Origin of the sequence: Allorhizobium undicola ORS 992 = ATCC 700741, assembly GCF_000621665.1 — a bacterium.
Taxonomy (GTDB): Bacteria; Pseudomonadota; Alphaproteobacteria; order Rhizobiales; family Rhizobiaceae; genus Allorhizobium; species Allorhizobium undicola.
Window position 1 is genome coordinate 77536 of record NZ_JHXQ01000007.1, and the last position, 16189, is coordinate 93724.

Annotated in this window: 17 protein-coding genes; 13 read left to right on the forward strand and 4 right to left on the reverse strand. The window is 60.2% G+C overall.

All coding sequences use genetic code 11. The features are described 5' to 3' along the window. Window positions 1-34: 34 nt before the first annotated feature. Both T424_RS0109735 and mhpT read left to right on the forward strand, forming a co-directional pair. Window positions 35-511 carry a MarR family winged helix-turn-helix transcriptional regulator gene (locus T424_RS0109735; RefSeq protein ID WP_161712560.1) on the forward strand — a complete coding sequence of 159 codons (477 nt, stop codon included), beginning with the start codon at window positions 35-37 and terminating at the stop codon, window positions 509-511. Window positions 512-700: 189 nt separating this feature from the next. After that, entirely contained in the window at window positions 701-1909 is a 1209-nt protein-coding gene (mhpT, locus tag T424_RS20685) for a 3-(3-hydroxy-phenyl)propionate transporter MhpT (RefSeq protein WP_037067251.1), read from the forward strand. Between the two features lie 336 nt (window positions 1910-2245). On the opposite strand, the gene pobA is transcribed toward mhpT, so the two are convergent. Continuing rightward, window positions 2246-3418 carry a 4-hydroxybenzoate 3-monooxygenase gene (gene pobA, locus T424_RS0109745; RefSeq protein WP_027487558.1) on the reverse strand — a complete coding sequence of 391 codons (1173 nt, stop codon included), beginning with the start codon at window positions 3416-3418 and terminating at the stop codon, window positions 2246-2248. A 166-nt stretch (window positions 3419-3584) separates the two neighbouring features. On the opposite strand from pobA, the gene T424_RS0109750 reads away from it, so the two are divergent. Continuing rightward, on the forward strand, window positions 3585-4472 hold the full coding sequence (locus tag T424_RS0109750) for a helix-turn-helix domain-containing protein (protein ID WP_027487559.1): 888 nt from the start codon (window positions 3585-3587) through the stop codon (window positions 4470-4472). A gap of 6 nt (window positions 4473-4478) precedes the next feature. Here T424_RS0109750 and T424_RS0109755 read toward each other — a convergent pair whose 3' ends face one another. Beyond that, the gene (locus T424_RS0109755) at window positions 4479-5216 is read right to left on the reverse strand and encodes an IclR family transcriptional regulator domain-containing protein (protein ID WP_407921392.1); all 738 of its coding nucleotides are present in this window, start codon (window positions 5214-5216) and stop codon (window positions 4479-4481) included. A 158-nt stretch (window positions 5217-5374) separates the two neighbouring features. Here T424_RS0109755 and T424_RS0109760 point away from each other — a divergent pair, with 158 nt between their 5' ends. Genes T424_RS0109760 through pcaF form a run of 3 tightly spaced genes read left to right on the forward strand, consistent with a single transcriptional unit; the run spans window position 5375 to window position 7983 of the window. Then, complete coding sequence (locus T424_RS0109760) at window positions 5375-6082, forward strand: 3-oxoacid CoA-transferase subunit A (RefSeq protein WP_027487561.1); 708 nt, start codon at window positions 5375-5377, stop codon at window positions 6080-6082. Further along, window positions 6079-6768 carry a CoA transferase subunit B gene (locus tag T424_RS0109765; RefSeq protein WP_027487562.1) on the forward strand — a complete coding sequence of 230 codons (690 nt, stop codon included), beginning with the start codon at window positions 6079-6081 and terminating at the stop codon, window positions 6766-6768. Before T424_RS0109760 ends, T424_RS0109765 begins: the two co-directional genes overlap by 4 nt. Window positions 6769-6777: 9 nt before the next feature. After that, complete coding sequence (gene pcaF, locus T424_RS0109770) at window positions 6778-7983, forward strand: 3-oxoadipyl-CoA thiolase (protein WP_027487563.1); 1206 nt, start codon at window positions 6778-6780, stop codon at window positions 7981-7983. Between the two features lie 58 nt (window positions 7984-8041). Here pcaF and pcaQ read toward each other — a convergent pair whose 3' ends face one another. Beyond that, on the reverse strand, window positions 8042-8971 hold the full coding sequence (gene pcaQ, locus T424_RS0109775) for a pca operon transcription factor PcaQ (RefSeq protein WP_027487564.1): 930 nt from the start codon (window positions 8969-8971) through the stop codon (window positions 8042-8044). A 93-nt stretch (window positions 8972-9064) separates the two neighbouring features. On the opposite strand from pcaQ, the gene pcaD reads away from it, so the two are divergent. Genes pcaD through T424_RS0109800 form a run of 5 tightly spaced genes read left to right on the forward strand, consistent with a single transcriptional unit; the run spans window position 9065 to window position 12754 of the window. Then, window positions 9065-9862 carry a 3-oxoadipate enol-lactonase gene (gene pcaD / locus T424_RS0109780; RefSeq protein ID WP_027487565.1) on the forward strand — a complete coding sequence of 266 codons (798 nt, stop codon included), beginning with the start codon at window positions 9065-9067 and terminating at the stop codon, window positions 9860-9862. A 1-nt stretch (window position 9863) separates the two neighbouring features. Next, on the forward strand, window positions 9864-10262 hold the full coding sequence (pcaC, locus tag T424_RS0109785) for a 4-carboxymuconolactone decarboxylase (protein WP_027487566.1): 399 nt from the start codon (window positions 9864-9866) through the stop codon (window positions 10260-10262). A 53-nt stretch (window positions 10263-10315) separates the two neighbouring features. After that, a complete protein-coding gene (gene pcaH / locus T424_RS0109790; RefSeq protein ID WP_027487567.1) occupies window positions 10316-11056 on the forward strand; it encodes a protocatechuate 3,4-dioxygenase subunit beta in 741 nt (246 codons plus the stop codon). Between the two features lies 1 nt (window position 11057). Beyond that, entirely contained in the window at window positions 11058-11675 is a 618-nt protein-coding gene (gene pcaG / locus T424_RS0109795; protein ID WP_027487568.1) for a protocatechuate 3,4-dioxygenase subunit alpha, read from the forward strand. An 8-nt stretch (window positions 11676-11683) separates the two neighbouring features. Beyond that, on the forward strand, window positions 11684-12754 hold the full coding sequence (locus tag T424_RS0109800) for a 3-carboxy-cis,cis-muconate cycloisomerase (RefSeq protein ID WP_027487569.1): 1071 nt from the start codon (window positions 11684-11686) through the stop codon (window positions 12752-12754). Window positions 12755-12884: 130 nt separating this feature from the next. Here the strand turns inward: T424_RS0109800 and T424_RS0109805 are convergent, their stop codons facing one another. Further along, the gene (locus T424_RS0109805; protein WP_027487570.1) at window positions 12885-13508 is read right to left on the reverse strand and encodes an RBBP9/YdeN family alpha/beta hydrolase; all 624 of its coding nucleotides are present in this window, start codon (window positions 13506-13508) and stop codon (window positions 12885-12887) included. A 401-nt stretch (window positions 13509-13909) separates the two neighbouring features. On the opposite strand from T424_RS0109805, the gene T424_RS20690 reads away from it, so the two are divergent. Together T424_RS20690 and T424_RS0109815 are read left to right on the forward strand one after the other, a co-directional pair. Next, the gene (locus tag T424_RS20690; protein ID WP_084268466.1) at window positions 13910-15367 is read left to right on the forward strand and encodes an FAD/NAD(P)-binding protein; all 1458 of its coding nucleotides are present in this window, start codon (window positions 13910-13912) and stop codon (window positions 15365-15367) included. Between the two features lie 243 nt (window positions 15368-15610). Next, complete coding sequence (locus tag T424_RS0109815) at window positions 15611-16156, forward strand: flavin reductase family protein (RefSeq protein WP_027487571.1); 546 nt, start codon at window positions 15611-15613, stop codon at window positions 16154-16156. Window positions 16157-16189: the final 33 nt, after the last annotated feature.

Sequence of the window (16189 nt, forward strand, 5' to 3'; positions counted from 1 at the left end):
ATTGCAAGACTGGCAAAGCATGGATGAGGTAAAAATGTCGCGAGATGCTGCGGCAGACTGGCGTGACGAGGCCGCGAAGGGGCGGTTGTGCGACCTGATCGGCTACCAGCTTCGCCGCGCATCCGTTCAGGACCTGCAAGGCGCCGTCGCGGCTCTCGAACCAGCCAATATCCGCACGGTTCCATTGAGCGTGCTGCAAACCATCGTGGAAACGCCGGGCCTCAGCTCCGCAGACATTTGCCGCGTATTGGGAATGCAGCGTGCCAATATCGTTTCCATTCTCGCCGACCTTGAGGGTCGAGGATTTTTTGTCCGGGAAACAGATCCTTCCGACCAGCGGGTGCAGAAACTTTTTCCAACACGGCGCGGGCGGGAAGAGGCCGCGCGCTGCATGGAATTGATCCGCACCCATGAAGACAGGATGCTGGCCCGGTTCACGCCTGAGGAAAGGCAGCAATTGCGCTGCCTGCTTGCAAAACTTTGGGAGGATGAGAGCCCGCCGGAAGCCTGATTTGCCAAGGGCACGGCCTTTGCCCGGTCCTGCGCATTGATGCGATGGATCGCGCAAAACTGCCTTTTTCTAAAGACACTGCGTCCTGTCCGGATCATCCGTTTCAGGGTTTATCCATACATTCACGGGCTCTTGGGAGAGGGCCGTATTGCAACAGGGGCGTGACGATCGCCCCTTCGGGAGGACATCATGAAATATGACAGCAGCGACCGCCCGATCGGGCGGCGAGCCCGTTCGCTCGCCTTTCTGGGCGCGATCATCGAGGGCTTCGACCTTCAGGCCGCAGGCGTTGCCGCGCCACGGCTCATCCCCGCTTTCAAGCTGACACCGGAACAGGCGGGTCTGTTCTTTTCCTCCGCCACGATGGGCCTCATTGTCGGCGCCTTGATCGGCGGGCGTATCGCCGATGCTTTGGGGCGGCGGGCCGGGCTCGTGCTGTCGCTGGTGGTCTTTGGTGTGTTTTCCATCGCAACGGCCTTTGTCGGCACATTCGAGCAATTGGTTCTCTTTCGATTTCTGACGGGCATTGGCCTTGGAGGCGCCTTTCCCAACCTCGTGAACATTTCAGCCGAATCGGCCCCGCCGGAGCGCAGGGGCCGCGCCGTCGCTACCATGTATGCCGGGGTGCCGCTGGGCGGGGCCACCGCCAGCGGCGTGGCAATGCTGGGTTTTCACGGCGGTGACTGGCAATCCATTTTCGTGACGGGCGGTATTCTGCCGCTTCTTCTGGCCCCCTTCGTGCAATTCATGCTGCCGCCTTTCGAGGTTGAAAAGACCGACCGCAAATCACTTTCCTGGGCCATGGGGCAGATTTTCGCGCCTGAACGTCTCGTTACCACCGTTTCGCTCTGGCTTTCCTTCTTCCTTGGGCTGATCGTGGTTTATCTTCTGCTCAACTGGATGCCGCAACTGCTGGTGACACGGGGCCTTGAACGCAGCGAAGCATCGCTGGTGCAGATTGCCTTCAATCTCGGCGGCGCGCTCAGCAGTTTCGTTGGCGGCGGCCTGCTCGACCGCAAAAAGCCCGCCCTGCCGGTCATGTTGACCTTCGTGGCGGCTGCGGCATCGCTTGCCCTGCTTGCCTTCATGCCTGCCGATTTCACGCTGTCGCTCATCGGTGGCACGCTGATTGGCCTCACTATCCTCACGGTGCAGGGCGTTCTCTACGGTGCGGCACCGCAATGCTATCCCTTCGAAATCCGCGGAACGGGCGTTGGCGTCGCGGTAGCGGTCGGCCGTCTTGGCTCCATGGCAGGCCCGCTGCTTGGCGGCTATCTCGTTGCCCATGGCAGCTCGCCTGCCGATGTCATCCTGTTTCTGGTGCCGGTCATGCTGCTGGCGGGTGTTTTCAGCGTCGTGCTGTTGTGGCGGCGCAGCAGGGAGCTGCAATTCGCCTGAATATCTGAGCAAAACCGCGGCTGCATTTATCCTTCAGCAGCAGTGATATATGCTCAGGCCTGAAACGAAAGAAGCGCCGGTTCTTATCCGGCGCTTCCGTGTCAGTCCGATCCATTGATGGATGGCGATTTAAGAGCATAATCCGACCGGCGTGAAACGAGGATCGACAAGGTTATGCTTCAAAAACAAGATGTTACAGCGCCGTGCGTTTTATCAAACGCACAAAGGACGCTGTAACAGTTTAAATCTGCTGCATAATTTTCACCTCAAATCGATTCCGATTCAAGGAATTATGCAGTCGAGCGCCGATCTGATTCAATCAGATCGAAAGGCGCCCTAATAGGGCAGGCCGACGTAATTTTCCGCAAGCGAGGTGGATGCCGCCCGCGAATGGACGAGGTAATCCAGTTCCGCCTCCTGGATCCGCTGGCCGAAGTCGCCCGTATCCGGGAAACGGTGCATCATGGTGGTCATCCACCAGGAGAAACGGACGGCCTTCCACACCCGCGACAGCGCCCGGCCTGAATAGGCATCAATCCCGGCAGATGACTTGTCACGATAAAATTCGATAAGGCCTTCGCTGAGATAATAGACGTCGCTGGCGGCAAGGTTCAAACCCTTGGCGCCGGTCGGCGGAACGATATGGGCTGCATCGCCTGCCAGAAACAGCCGCCCGAACCGCATGGGCTCGGTCACGAAGGAGCGCAGCGGCGCAATGGATTTTTCAAAGGATGGACCCGTCACCATGGCCTCGGCGACATTCTGCGGCAGGCGGCGGCGGATTTCGTCCCAGAAGCGGTCGTCGCTCCATTCCTCCACCTTGTCGTCCAGCGGGCATTGCACATAATAGCGGCTGCGGGTGCTGGAGCGCATGGAACACAGCGCAAAGCCGCGCGGATGGTTGGCATAGATCAGTTCATGATCGACCGGCGGCACCTCGGCCAGAATGCCCAGCCAGCCGAAGGGATAGACACGCTCGAATTCCTTGCGCGCCCCTTCGGGCACCGACTTGCGCGAAACGCCGTGAAAACCATCGCAACCGGCGATGAAGTCGCAATCGATGCGATGTGTCACGCCGTCCTTCTCAAAGGTCACATAAGGATTGTCACCATCGAAATCATGCGGGCGGACATTGCCTGCCTCGTAAATCGTCGTAAGACCGGCAGTCTGGCGCACATCCATCAGGTCGCGCGTCACTTCCGTCTGGCCATAAACCATGACCCGCTTGCCGCCGGTGAGGTCGAAAAGATCGATGCGATGGGCCTGCCCGTCAAAGGTGAGAGAAAAGCCGTCATGCGGCAGTCCTTCTTCATGCAGCCGGCTGGCCGCGCCCACTTTTTCCAGCAGGCCAACCGCGCCTTCCTCCAGCACGCCTGCCCGAACCCGGCCCAGAATATAGTCCCGGCTCACGCGGTCGAGAAGCACCGTCTCGATGCCCGCCTTTGCCAGAAGTTGCCCGAGAAGCAGGCCCGCCGGGCCGGAGCCGATGATAACCACCTGTGTACGCATTCTTCCTCCCTCCCTGGAGCGCCTCAGCTTTTACGCAAGCATCGCGCCGCTCCAACATCTTGCATTCATGCTTTCGTCATCCAAAGCTGACCTTTGCGCACGGTTCTCTCAATGGACTTTCCGTGCAAAAAATTGGATTATTCGAACATCACCGCAGGAGAGTGGCGTGGCGCGCAATGTTCCGACCTATGGGCTTTATGGCGAAGAGACATCGAAACAACCGCAATTCTGGCTGCATTGCGAAACGCTCTATGCCCGCAGCAGCATCTACCGCTTTGAAATCGCCCCGCACCAGCATGAGCTTTTCTTTCAGATCTTGTACATTCGCGAAGGCTCCGGCGATGCAAGCCTTGACGGTCGAAGCCATGTCCTCAAGCCACCGGCGCTGTTGATATTGCCGCCGGGCACCACTCACGGCTTTCGATTTTCCCGTGACGTGCAGGGCCTGATCGTCACGGCCTTGCCGGCGGCGCTGCCCACCGCGTTGCAACCTTTGTTGCTGGCACTGCTTGCGAAGCCTCGCCTGCTGCCTCTTCAGACTGATGCCGCAGAGGGGTTTCTTCTGGAGCAGATTGCCGCAGAGTTTGACGGAATGGGACAGACGCGCAGCCTGATGGTGGAGTCGCTTCTGACGGCCGCCGTCATTCATCTGGCGCGAAGCAGCGCCCCTTCCACCTTGGGCGACAACGGTGACGAGCCACGGCTGGCGCGGTTGCAAAATCTGATCGCGCTGCATTTTCGTGCCCATAAGCCGGTGAGTTTCTATGCGCGGGAACTTGGCCTTTCGTCCACCCATCTCACCCGCATGGTAAAAAGCCGGTTCGGCCTGACGCTCCAGACCATGCTGGCCCACAAGCTGATCGAAACCGCCCGTCAGGAGCTGATTTTCAGCCATGTCAGTGTCAAAACCATTGCCGAGAGCCTGGGTTTTCAGGACCCGGCCTATTTCACCCGCTTCTTCACGCGCGAAACCGGCATGACACCGCGTCAATGGCGTCAGCAGGAGCGGGAAAGGCTAGACGTTTTCGGCCAGAGCCGGGAGACGTTTGGCTGAAACGGCTTATCCCAAAGCTGTCCGCAATTCCCGCTGCGTGGCCAGCAGCAGGTCGAGATAGCGTCCGGCCATTTCTGCGGCAGGCGCGTGGGCGGCAGGCGCGCCGATATTGAGGGCGGCCAATACGTGCCCACGGCGGTCAAAAACCGGCACGGCAATGGAGCAGAGGCCTATTTCCAATTCCTGATCGATCAGCGCATAGCCTTGCTGGCGCACGACGGCAATTTCCTCCAGCAAGACGGCGGGGTCGGTGCGGGTAAAGGGCGTATGCGCCCTCAGCGTGCTGGCTGCCAGCACGGCCTTCATTTCCTCCTCAGGCAGGGCTGCCAGCAATACGCGGCCCATGGACGCACTATAGGCGGGCAGGCGAGAGCCCGGCATGAGGTTGATGGACATGACCCGTCTTTGCGCCGCACGGGCGATATAGACCACCTCGGTGCCATCGAGAATGGAGGCCGACGCGCTTTGCCCGGCCTGTTCCGAAAGCCTGTCAAGATGCGGCTGGAGAAGTGCCGGGAGCGGCGCCGCCGAAAGCCAGCCATGGCCAAGCCGCAGGATTTTTGCCGTCAGGGAAAAGAATTTGCCGTCGTAATCGGCATAGCCCAGTTCCGCCAATGTCAAAAGACAGCGTCGCGCCGTTGCACGATCAAGGCCGCAGCCTGCGGCGGCCTCGGCAATCGACAGGCGTGGCTTGTCGGCGCTGAACGCCTCCAGCACCGCCAGGCCTTTGGCAAAACCGCCCATGATGTCCTTCTCGCCCAATGCCACATCGATCTCCAAAAGTGCGATAATCGAACAAATATCGTATATCGCACATTTTTCTTGCCGTCCAGCCGAACCCCGCCTAGTTCTACCCATGGAGGTGGCCCATCCGGGCCAAAAATCACACGGGAGTTCCCGACATGGACAAGACAATTGCGAGCGCGGCGGACGCCGTCTCGGAGATCGGCGATGGCGCCACCGTCATGATTGGCGGTTTCGGCGGCTCCGGCGCGCCGATCGAGCTTATTCACGCTTTGATCGACAAAGGGCCTAAGAACCTGACGGTCATCAACAACAATGCCGGCAACGGCCGCATTGGCATTGCCGCGATGATCGATGCAGGGCTGGTGAAGAAGATGATCTGCTCCTTCCCGCGCTCTTCCGATCCGCGCGCCTTTACCGACCGTTACCTTGCGGGCCAGATCGAGCTGGAGCTTGTGCCGCAAGGCACGCTTGCCGAGCGCATTCGCGCCGGGGGCGCGGGCATTCCCGCCTTCTACACGCCCACCGGCTTCGGCACGGAACTGGCGCAAGGCAAGGTTATTGCCGAATTCGACGGTCGCTCCTACGTGCAGGAGCGCTGGCTGAAGGCGGATTTCGCCATCGTCAAGGCGCATCTGGCCGACCGCCACGGCAACCTCACCTACCGCAAGGCGGGCCGTAACTTCAATCCGCTGATGTGCATGGCGGCCAGCCGTACCATCGTGCAGGCCTGCGAGATCGTCGAGCCCGGTGAAATCGATGCCGAACTGGTGGTAACGCCCGGCATTTTCGTGGACCGGGTGGTGAAGATCGCCAATCCGCAGCAGGAAGAAGAGCTTATTCGAGCCGGAGTGGCCTACGTATGACCGTTGATACGCGCGAAGACATCAAGCTTTCCAACGCCCAGATCGCCTGGCGCGCCGCGCAGGACATTGCCGACGGCGCCTATGTCAATCTTGGCATCGGCTTTCCCGAAATGGTGGCCCGCTATCAGCCGCCGGGCCGTGAAGCGATCTTTCATACCGAAAACGGCATTCTCAATTTCGGCGAGCAACCGCCGGCAGGCGAGGAGGACTGGGATCTTATCAATGCCGGCAAGAAAGCCGTGACCTTGAAGCCGGGTGCTGCCTTCTTCCATCACGCCGACAGCTTCGCCATGGTGCGGGGCGGACATCTGGATGTTGCCATTCTCGGCGCCTATCAGGTGGCGGAAAGTGGTGATCTTGCCAATTGGCGGGTCGGTTCCAAGGGTGTTCCAGCCGTTGGCGGCGCCATGGACCTCGTGCATGGGGCAAAGCAGGTCTGCGTCATCACCGAGCATGTCACCAAGACCGGTGAACCGAAGCTGGTGGAACGCTGCACGTTTCCGCTGACGGGCGTTGGTTGCATTACCCGCGTTTATACCAGCCACGCCGTGGTGGACATCGTGCAGGGCCGTTTCGTGCTGCGGGAGAAGCTTGCGGCCATGACGCTTGAGGAATTGCAGGCCATGACGGGTGCGAAACTGCATATCGAAGGTCCGGTGGCTGATCTTGTCGTGCCGGAATTGTGAGGATTTTCCATGACTGACGCCTTTATCTGCGACTATATCCGCACGCCCATCGGCCGTTTCGGCGGTTCGCTTTCTTCCGTTCGTGCCGACGATCTGGGTGCCGTTCCGCTGAAGGCGCTGATGGCGCGGCATTCCGGTCTCGACTGGCAGGCGGTGGATGACGTTATCTATGGCTGCGCCAACCAGGCCGGTGAAGATAACCGCAACGTGGCCCGCATGTCGCTGCTTCTGGCGGGCCTGCCGGACAGTGTCACCGGCACCACCATCAACCGGCTCTGCGGCTCCGGCATGGATGCCTTGATAACGGCGGCCCGCGCCATCAAGGCCGGAGAGGCCGATCTGATGATTGCAGGCGGCGTGGAAAGCATGAGCCGCGCACCCTTCGTGATGCCCAAGGCCGAGAGCGCCTTTTCGCGGGCGGCCGAGATTTACGATACCACCATCGGCTGGCGCTTCATCAATCCGGTGATGAAGAAGCAATATGGCGTCGATTCCATGCCGGAAACCGGCGAGAACGTTGCCGCCGATTTCAATATTTCCCGCGAGGATCAGGACGCCTTTGCTGTACAGAGCCAGAACAAGGCGGCCGCGGCCCAGGCCAATGGCCGACTGGCCCGGGAAATTACCCCCGTCACCATTCCCCAGCGCAAGGGTGATCCGGTCATCGTGGAAAAGGACGAGCATCCTCGCGCCACCACGATCGAAACGCTGGCCAAGCTTGCCACGCCCTTCAAAAAGGAAGGCGGTACCGTCACCGCTGGCAATGCCTCAGGCGTCAATGATGGAGCGGCCGCGCTGATCATTGCCTCGGAAGCGGCAGCGAAAAAGCATGGACTTACCCCGATTGCCCGCATTCTTGGCGGCGCAACGGCGGGCGTGCCGCCGCGCATCATGGGCATCGGCCCGGCTCCCGCCAGCCAGAAGCTGCTGGATCGGCTTGGCCTGACGCAAAGCCAGCTTGACGTGATCGAGTTGAACGAGGCCTTTGCCTCGCAGGGGCTGGCAAGTTTGCGCCAGCTTGGCATTGCCGATGACGATCCGCGCGTCAACCGCAATGGCGGCGCCATTGCCCTTGGCCATCCGCTCGGCATGTCGGGGGCGCGCATCTCGGGCACGGCAGCACTGGAGCTGCAATTGTCAGGCGGTCGCTATGCGCTGGCCACCATGTGCATTGGCGTTGGACAAGGCATTGCCGTGGCGCTGGAGCGCGTCTGAGCTTACATCACCGGGAATATGCGGCCCGGTCGGGCCGTGTATTCAATATGGGTATTGTTCAAATACCGGCCGCCTCCGCTTTTCCCTGCGCCGCTGTGCGAATGGCCTGCATCAAAAGCATCAAGGGCAGCGAGGGCAGGCTTTCCGCCCGCATGGTCAGGCCGACCGGCCCGCTGGTGCCGGTCATGTCGAGGGGTAGAACAGCAAGGCTGTTATCGGCAATATCGCCTGCCACCACGCCTTCGGAGATGATCCACACTGCATCCGAACGCCGAAGGAAGGCCCGGCCAAAGCTGTCGGAAACGGTTTCGATCTGTACCGGCAAGGCGGCAATGCCGTGGGCAATGAGGAATTGTTCCACCACGGGCCGGATGATGGAATGGCGCGTTGGCATCAGCACGGGAAAATCGCCAAGCCGATCCAGCACGTCCACCCCCGCCGCAAGGAGCGGATGGGAGGCGCGAACGGCAAAAACCACATGTTCCGAATAGAGATGCTCGAAGGAAAAGCCTTTCATCTTTTCAGGCGCGGCGAGCCGGCCGACCACCAGATCCAGTTCGCCAAGCCGCAATTGCTCCAGCAAAACGGCGTTATCGCCGGTAACGATCTTGATGATGCTGCCGGTTTCTTCTGCCAGAAAGCTCAGCATGGCCTGCGGCATGATGCGGGCCGAAACCGTCGGCAGGGCGCCGATGCGAAGCGGCGGTGCGGCATTGGCCACCTCGCGGGATACTGAATCCATCGCCTGCCGCAAGGCGGTGATGGTTGCTCCCGCGTGCCGCAGGAAAACCTCGCCGGTGCGCGTCAGCCGAATTCCACGCCCTTCACGTTCCAGCAGGCGCGCATCCAGCATTTCCTCCAGTTCGCGGATGGTCTTCGTCACCGCCGGTTGGCTTACATGCAGGCTTTCGGCTGCCCGGATCACGCTTTTAAGCCTTGCCACCTCCATGAAGGTGCGCAAATGGCGAAATTTGAGCGGAGGCTCCATGGAATGATAATCCCCAGGTTATGAAAATCGTGTGAAAAGTAATTTTACTTAACTTTCCGGATGGAACAAGATCGTCGGCAAGAGGAGAACGACATGCATTTTCTGCGCATCGAAAGCCGTGCCCTGCATTACCGCGCCATCGGGCTCAGTCCTTCAAAGCCAAGCATCGTCTTCATCAATTCGCTCGGAACGGATTTCCGCATCTGGGACGAGGTGGTGGAACGGGTGGCGCCGGACTATGGCATCATTCTTTACGACAAGCGCGGCCATGGCCTGTCCGATAGCGGTAATGCGCCCTATTCCATCAACGATCATGTCGATGACCTGATCGCCCTTCTGTCTCATCTGCAACAGGGTCCAGTCATTGTCTGGGGGCTTTCGGTGGGCGGGTTGATTGCGCAAGGACTTTATGCCCGGCGTCCGGATCTGGTGCGGGCCATGGTCTTGAGCAATACGGCCCACAAGATCGGCACGGCGGAGATGTGGAATGCCCGCATCGCCCAGATCGAGGCGGGCGGCATCGAGAGCCTGCTTGGGCCCATCATGGAACGCTGGTTTACGCCTCGCTTCCGCGAGGCGGGCAATGCTCTTTACGCGGGCTGCTGCACCATGCTGATCCAGCAATCCGTCACCGGCTATAACGGCACCTGCGCGGCCATTCGCGATGCCGATTTCACGGACACCGCGCGGGAGATCAAGGTGCCCGTGCTGTGCGTGGCGGGTGACGCCGACGGATCGACACCGGCAGAACTGGTCAAAAGCACCGCGGGCCTTATTCCCGGCAGCCGCTTTGCCGTGATCGAGAATGCCGCCCACATTCCCTGCATCGAGCAGCCGGATGCCTATGTGGCGGCGGTTCGAGGCTTTCTTTCATCCTTGCCGGAGAATTGACATGGCCGACAAGCCTCAATCCGAAATCTTCACGACGGGCATGGCAACGCGCCGCTCGGTTCTGGGCAATGCGCATGTGGACCGCGCCGAGGCCAACAAGACCGAATTCGACGCCCCTTTCCAGACCTTGATAACCGAGGCTGCCTGGGGCCGGGTCTGGTCGGGAACGCAATGGACGAAGCGGGAGCGCTCCATGGTCACGATCGCGCTGCTTGCCGCGCTTGGCCAGGACGAGGAGGTGGCCATGCATGTGCGCGCCACCGCCAATACCGGGGCAACCGCCGAGGACATTCGCGAGGCGCTCATGCATGTGGCCATTTACGCCGGTGTTCCGGCGGCCAATCACGCTTTCAAGATCGCCAAGGCAACGCTTGCCGAAATGGCAGCCGCCAAGGCCTGACAACTCAAGCCCTGTTGCCGCGCAGCAGGGGCGCACCTTCACGGAGGAGAGCCATGAACAACAGACAACCGGAGACCGGGGCCTTCTTCGCCCGCGACCGCGACATGCACCCCCCGGCCTATACGCCGTGGTACAAGACAACCGTGCTGCGTTCGCCGCAGCGGGCATTGATTTCGCTTGAGGGCACGCGCAGCGAAATCACCGGGCCAGTCTTTGGCCACAACATGCTGAACGAGCTGGATAATGACCTGATCCTCAATTATGCCCGTCCGGGCGAAATGCCGGTCGGTCCCCGCATTCTCGTGCATGGCCGGGTGCTGGACGAGCGCGGCGTGGGCGTGGCCGGTGCGCTGGTGGAGTTCTGGCAGGCCAATGCCGGCGGGCGCTATCGCCACAAGAAGGAAACCTATCTGGCGCCGCTCGATCCGAATTTCGGCGGTTTCGGCCGCACCGTCACCGACGAAAACGGCTATTACTGGTTCAAGACCATCCAGCCCGGCCCCTATCCCTGGCCGAACGGGGTGAACGACTGGCGCCCGGCCCATATTCATTTTTCCATTTTCGGCCATGGCTTTGCCCAGCGCCTGATCACCCAAATGTATTTTGAGGGCGACCCGCTGATTTCCCGCTGTCCAATCGTCAAGACCATTCCCGACGAGGAAGCCATCCGGCGGCTTGTCGCGCCTCTCGACATGAACGCCACCATTCCAATGGACATGCGCGCCTATAAATTCGACATCGTGCTGCGTGGCCGCCATTCGACACTGTTTGAAAACCGCAAGGAGGGCAACTGACATGGTTCAGCCACTCGGATATCTGAAGGAAAGCGCCTCCCAGACCGCAGGCCCTTATGTGCATATCGGGCTTACGCCGAATTTTTGCGGCATTCATGGCGTTTACGACAAGGATCTTGGTTCCGGCCCGCTTTACAGCGAAAAGGCCAAGGGTGAGCGCATCACCATTCGCGGTTTCGTCATCGATGGCGGCGGCAACACTCTGAAGGATGCGCTGGTGGAAGTCTGGCAGGCCGATGCCGACGGCCTCTATAACAGCCCTTCGGAAACCCGTGGCAGTGCCGATCCGCATTTTTCCGGCTGGGGACGCTGCCCTGGCGATATGGCGACCGGCGAATTTGTGTTCGAGACCATCAAGCCGGGCGCCGTTCCCTTCCGCGATGGCCGCATGATGGCTCCGCATGTGACGTTCTGGGTGGTGGCGCGCGGCATCAATATCGGCTTGCAGACCCGCATGTATTTCCCCGACGAGGAAGAAGCCAATGCCGCCGACCCGGTTTTGGCCCGGATTGAGCATAAAAGCCGGATTCCGACGCTGATTGCGAAAAAGGATGGCAGTAGCTACACCTTCGACATTCGCTTGCAGGGTGAAAACGAAACCATCTTCTTCGACATCTGACGGTTGCCATGTCCTTTCTTGCCTTCGATCATCCCTTCCTGTCCGGCCTTGTCGGTGATGAGGAGATTGCCGCATATTTTTCCGCCGAGGCAGATATAGATGCCATGCTCGCCTTCGAGATGGCGCTTGCCGAGGCTGAGGCCGAATGCGGGGTGATCGAGGCCGCAGAGGCGCAGGCCATCCGGGCGGGGCTATCGGGTTTTTCGCCGGATATGGCCGATCTCAGGCGTGGCACGGCGCAAGACGGCGTTGTCATCCCTGCTCTGGTGCGGCAGATGCGCAAGGCCGTCGGCGGCGAGGCGGGCGAGAGGCTGCATTATGGCGCGACAAGTCAGGATGTCATCGATACCAGCCTGATGCTGCGATTGCAGCGAACGGTCCATTTGATCGATCACCGGCTGGAAGATGTTTGCGCGGCTTTACAGGCGCTTTCAGACCGTCTGGGAACAAACGGCCTGATGGGGCGCACCCGAATGCAGGCGGCCATTGCCATCACTGTGGCGGACCGCATCGACTCCTGGCGGCGACCGCTGATGGACGGCCGCCGGCAGGCCGCAAGCCTGCTTGCCTCGGGTTTTGCCGTGCAATTTGGCGGTGCTGCGGGAACGCTTGAAAAATTTGGTGCCAAGGGACCGGCGGTTCGCGCCGCGCTGGCGCGGCGGCTGGGTCTGGTCGATGTGCCGCAATGGCAAAGCCAGCGCGGTCGGCTGGTGGATATTGGCCATTTTCTGACGAGCATTTCCGGCAGTCTCGGCAAATTCGGGCAGGATGTTGCCCTTCTTGCGCAAACGGGCGGGGAAATCAGCCTGTCCGGCGGGGGCGGCTCTTCTGCCATGCCGCACAAGCAAAATCCGGTTGCGGCCGAGGTTCTGGTGACGCTTGCCCGTTTCAATGCGCTACAGATTGGCGGACTTTATCAATCCATGGTGCATGAGCAGGAAAGATCGGGCGCGGCCTGGACGTTGGAATGGCTGATACTGCCGCAAATCGCCGTAACAACAGGCGCATCGCTCAAACTTGCCGTAACGCTTGCTGGGTCCATTCAGTCTCTGGGGCAAGGCAAGACGATCGAGTCCTGAATTGTCTTCATCTTAGGGTGTGTGGTTATTCAACGTTGGGCGGGCTGCAAACGGCAATTTGCTGCGCTTACCTGGGCTCATGTACATTAAGTACACTCCGCTCCGGTTCTCGCAAATCACCGTTTTCGCCTCACCCAACGTCGAATCCCCACACACCCTGGAGCGGATGACATACAGATCGGCCAGACTGTCTGGTCGTGATTACGCGGGGCCTTAGAGCGTCTTTACGAAAGGCATCGAAAATGTCATATCCGTCTGCCCATCGGCCAAAGCCGCTGGCAATATTGATATGTCCGGCATGGCCGATGAGCTGGGTTCGGCTTCCCCACTGCTGCGCATGTCGGTAAAGCGCGGGGACGGTCATGTAAGGGTCGTTGAGACTACCCACGATCAGGCTTTCAAAAGGAAGCATGTCCTCAGGGAACCAGGGCATTTGCACCGTGCAGGGGTGCAGCCACTCCACAACCTCCATATCGGCGGGCGCCACGAGCATTGCGCCGGAGATCTTGCTGGCAAGGGGTGAGTCCGCCATGCTGGCGGCAAGAATACAGCCAAGGCTGTGTGCCAGGATAAAAACCGGACTTTGCGTGCGCGCCAGCTCGTATTCCAGCCGTTGCTTCCATGTCGGAAGGTGCGGGCAGGTCCAGTTGTCCTGCTCAACGACCTTGCAGCCGGGTCTTTCGGCGGCCCAGATGCGCTGCCAGTGCTCTTCCGCCGATCCGTTGAGGCCGGGCAATATCAGTGTCTGAAACATGACGCATCCTTCCGTTGAAAGATCGCCCGATTGTAAGGGCAAGCCCTGCCCCGATGAAGAAAAACCACTCTAAAAATCTGGCGGCACCCGGATGTTTCTCGCCCAGAGACAAAAGGGGGGAGAAACCCGTCCCTCATGGATGATTGCGTGGAGAATGGTGCCTTCAAGCTGTTGTGCAGGCCATGTAGCAGGACTTTCCACGCCAGTTCCAATGCATGGAGAAAACATCTCCGAATGCAGCACGAAATGGAATAGTAAATTGATAGAAAATATTGACTGGGTGGTGCGTGACCGTAAAATCTCCCCTGCATCGATAATCCGGGTGGCCGCTGTGTGGCAGGTCCAGCATGGCCCTCCGTCTTTCCGCGGTGCTTATCTCAAATGAATTTGCAGGAGGCCCCATGCCGCGCCAGCGTGAAAAACCCGTCATTGCCGTTATTGGCGGTGGCTTTACCGGCGCCGCCTTCGCGCTGCATTTCCGGCAGCGGCATGGACAGGATGCGCGGATCGTGGTGTTCGAGCCCCGGACGGCATTGGGTGCAGGGCTGGCCTATGCAACGCAGGATCCGGCCCACAGGGTCAATGTTCCTGCGGGGCGCATGACCCTTTATCCGCAGGACAAGGAAAGCTTTCTTCGCTTTGTGCTCACTCATGCTGAGGACGATCCGGGCCTTTGGGCTGCAAATGGTGAGCCCTATCCTCGCCGAAGCCTGTTTGGTGCCTATGTGCGGGCGCAATTGCAGCCGTTATTGACTGCTGGACTGTTGGAGCATCGGCAGTCGCGGGTGATGGATGTGGCGCGTGACGGCGAAAGCTGGGTGCTTCGCGACAGCCAGGGTTTCATCCTCCATGCCGACAGTGTCGTCATCGCTGCCACCCATCCCGCTCCCGGCCTGCCTGCAATACTGCACGAGTGGCGCGGCCATGCCAGGCTCGTGGCAGACGCTACAGTCCCTGATGCGCTGGCCGCCATAACGCCGGATGATACCGTACTCATTGTCGGCAACGGGCTGACGGCGGCCGATGTCGTCGCATCCTTGAAAGGACGCGGCCATCGCGGCCATATCACCTCGCTGTCACGGCGCGGCTTGCGCTCGCGAGGGCATCCGTCCGCGGTGCCGGAGCCCTTTGGTGATTTTTCATCCGAGCCTTCCCGTCTTGCCTCGCACCTGCTGCGCTCGATCCGTCGGCATTTGGCGCAGGCCGGGAATGAAGGCATTGGCTGGCACGCCGTGCTGGATGCCGTTCGCATTCAGGGCTTTGCCATCTGGCAGGGGCTGGAACCGGCAGCGCGCCGACGTATCGTGCGCCATGCCCGCCCCTTTTGGGACGCCCACCGTTTCAGAATTGCGCCGCAAGTGGAAGAGGTGCTTGATAAAGCCATCGCCAAGGGCACGCTTTCCATTCGTGCTGCCCGGCTGACGGGGGGTCGGGAGGTGGGCGATGGCTTTCACGTTGGCCTTGCAGAGCGCGGCGGGAGGCAGGACTTTCTCCACGTAAACCGCATAGTCGTGACCACGGGACCGGAGCATGGCCGTGTGCTGCGTTCGCAAGCCTTCATGGCTGCCCTGGCCGATGGAGCCTGGGTCGAGGCCTGCCCGACCGGGCTTGGTCTTGCCTGCGATCTGGAAGCGCGTGCCGTTAACGGCAAGGGGCAGGTCTCTCCAGGTCTCTTCATTGCAGGCCCGCTGGCGCGGGGCAGCTTCGGCGAGCTTATGGGGCTGCCGCAGGTAACGGACCACGCGATCTTCGTTGCCGACAAGGTCGCCAGCTTTCTGAAGTCGGCAGGTAGGGGCATGGGGGCAAAGTTCCATGGCGATAGCCATGAAGAAAAGCGAAAAATTCTACAAAAATTATAGAATAGGAAATTCTGCGCCTGTCCCGCGCGCTGCCCGATGCTTATCTTCAGTTAACAAGGTGCTTCAAGGCAGGGCCGTCAGCCGGTCTTTGCCGAAAAAACACTGCCCATAACGATAGACGAGATTGCAGCATAAATCCGAAAACCAGTTTCGGGCTAAGAAAACATGCAGCAGATTTAAAGTGTCACATCGTCCTACGATCGATAAATCGGACGGCGATGTGGCGGATCAGGAGCCATGCCGATGACGCAGCAATATTCGAAAAAGGACTTTCAGGCACTGGACGACGTGCTGCCCTTTCAAGACAGGGGTGGCGACAGCGACAGCCTGAAACTGGCGCTTCGCAGCCTTGCTGGCGGCGTGAGCGTCATCACTGCCGGCGATGGCGATGAGCGCACCGGCGCCACCGTCACATCCGCGACGGCACTATCGGTTGATCCACCGCGAATGCTGGTGTCTCTCAACCGGTCGTCCTCGACATGGCCTGTCGTGGAGAAATTCGGCGCCTTTGCGGTCAATATTCTCGGATCCCGGCATGAAGCTCTGGCCAATCAGTTTGCTGGAATCGGTGGATTGAAGGGGCCAGACCGCTATCGTGGTTTCGAGTGGACCAGGCTTGCGACGGGCGCGCCCTTGCTGGACGATGCCGTTGCCGCAATCGATTGCACGATCGAAGAAGCGATCGAGCGCCACAGCCATGTCATCGTGATCGGCAAGGTTCATGCCGTGCGCGTCACCGGCCGTCGGTCCCTTGTCTATCAGGGCGGCGCCTATCACCATCTGGGATAGGCGATCTACTGCATAATTCCTTAAATCGGAATC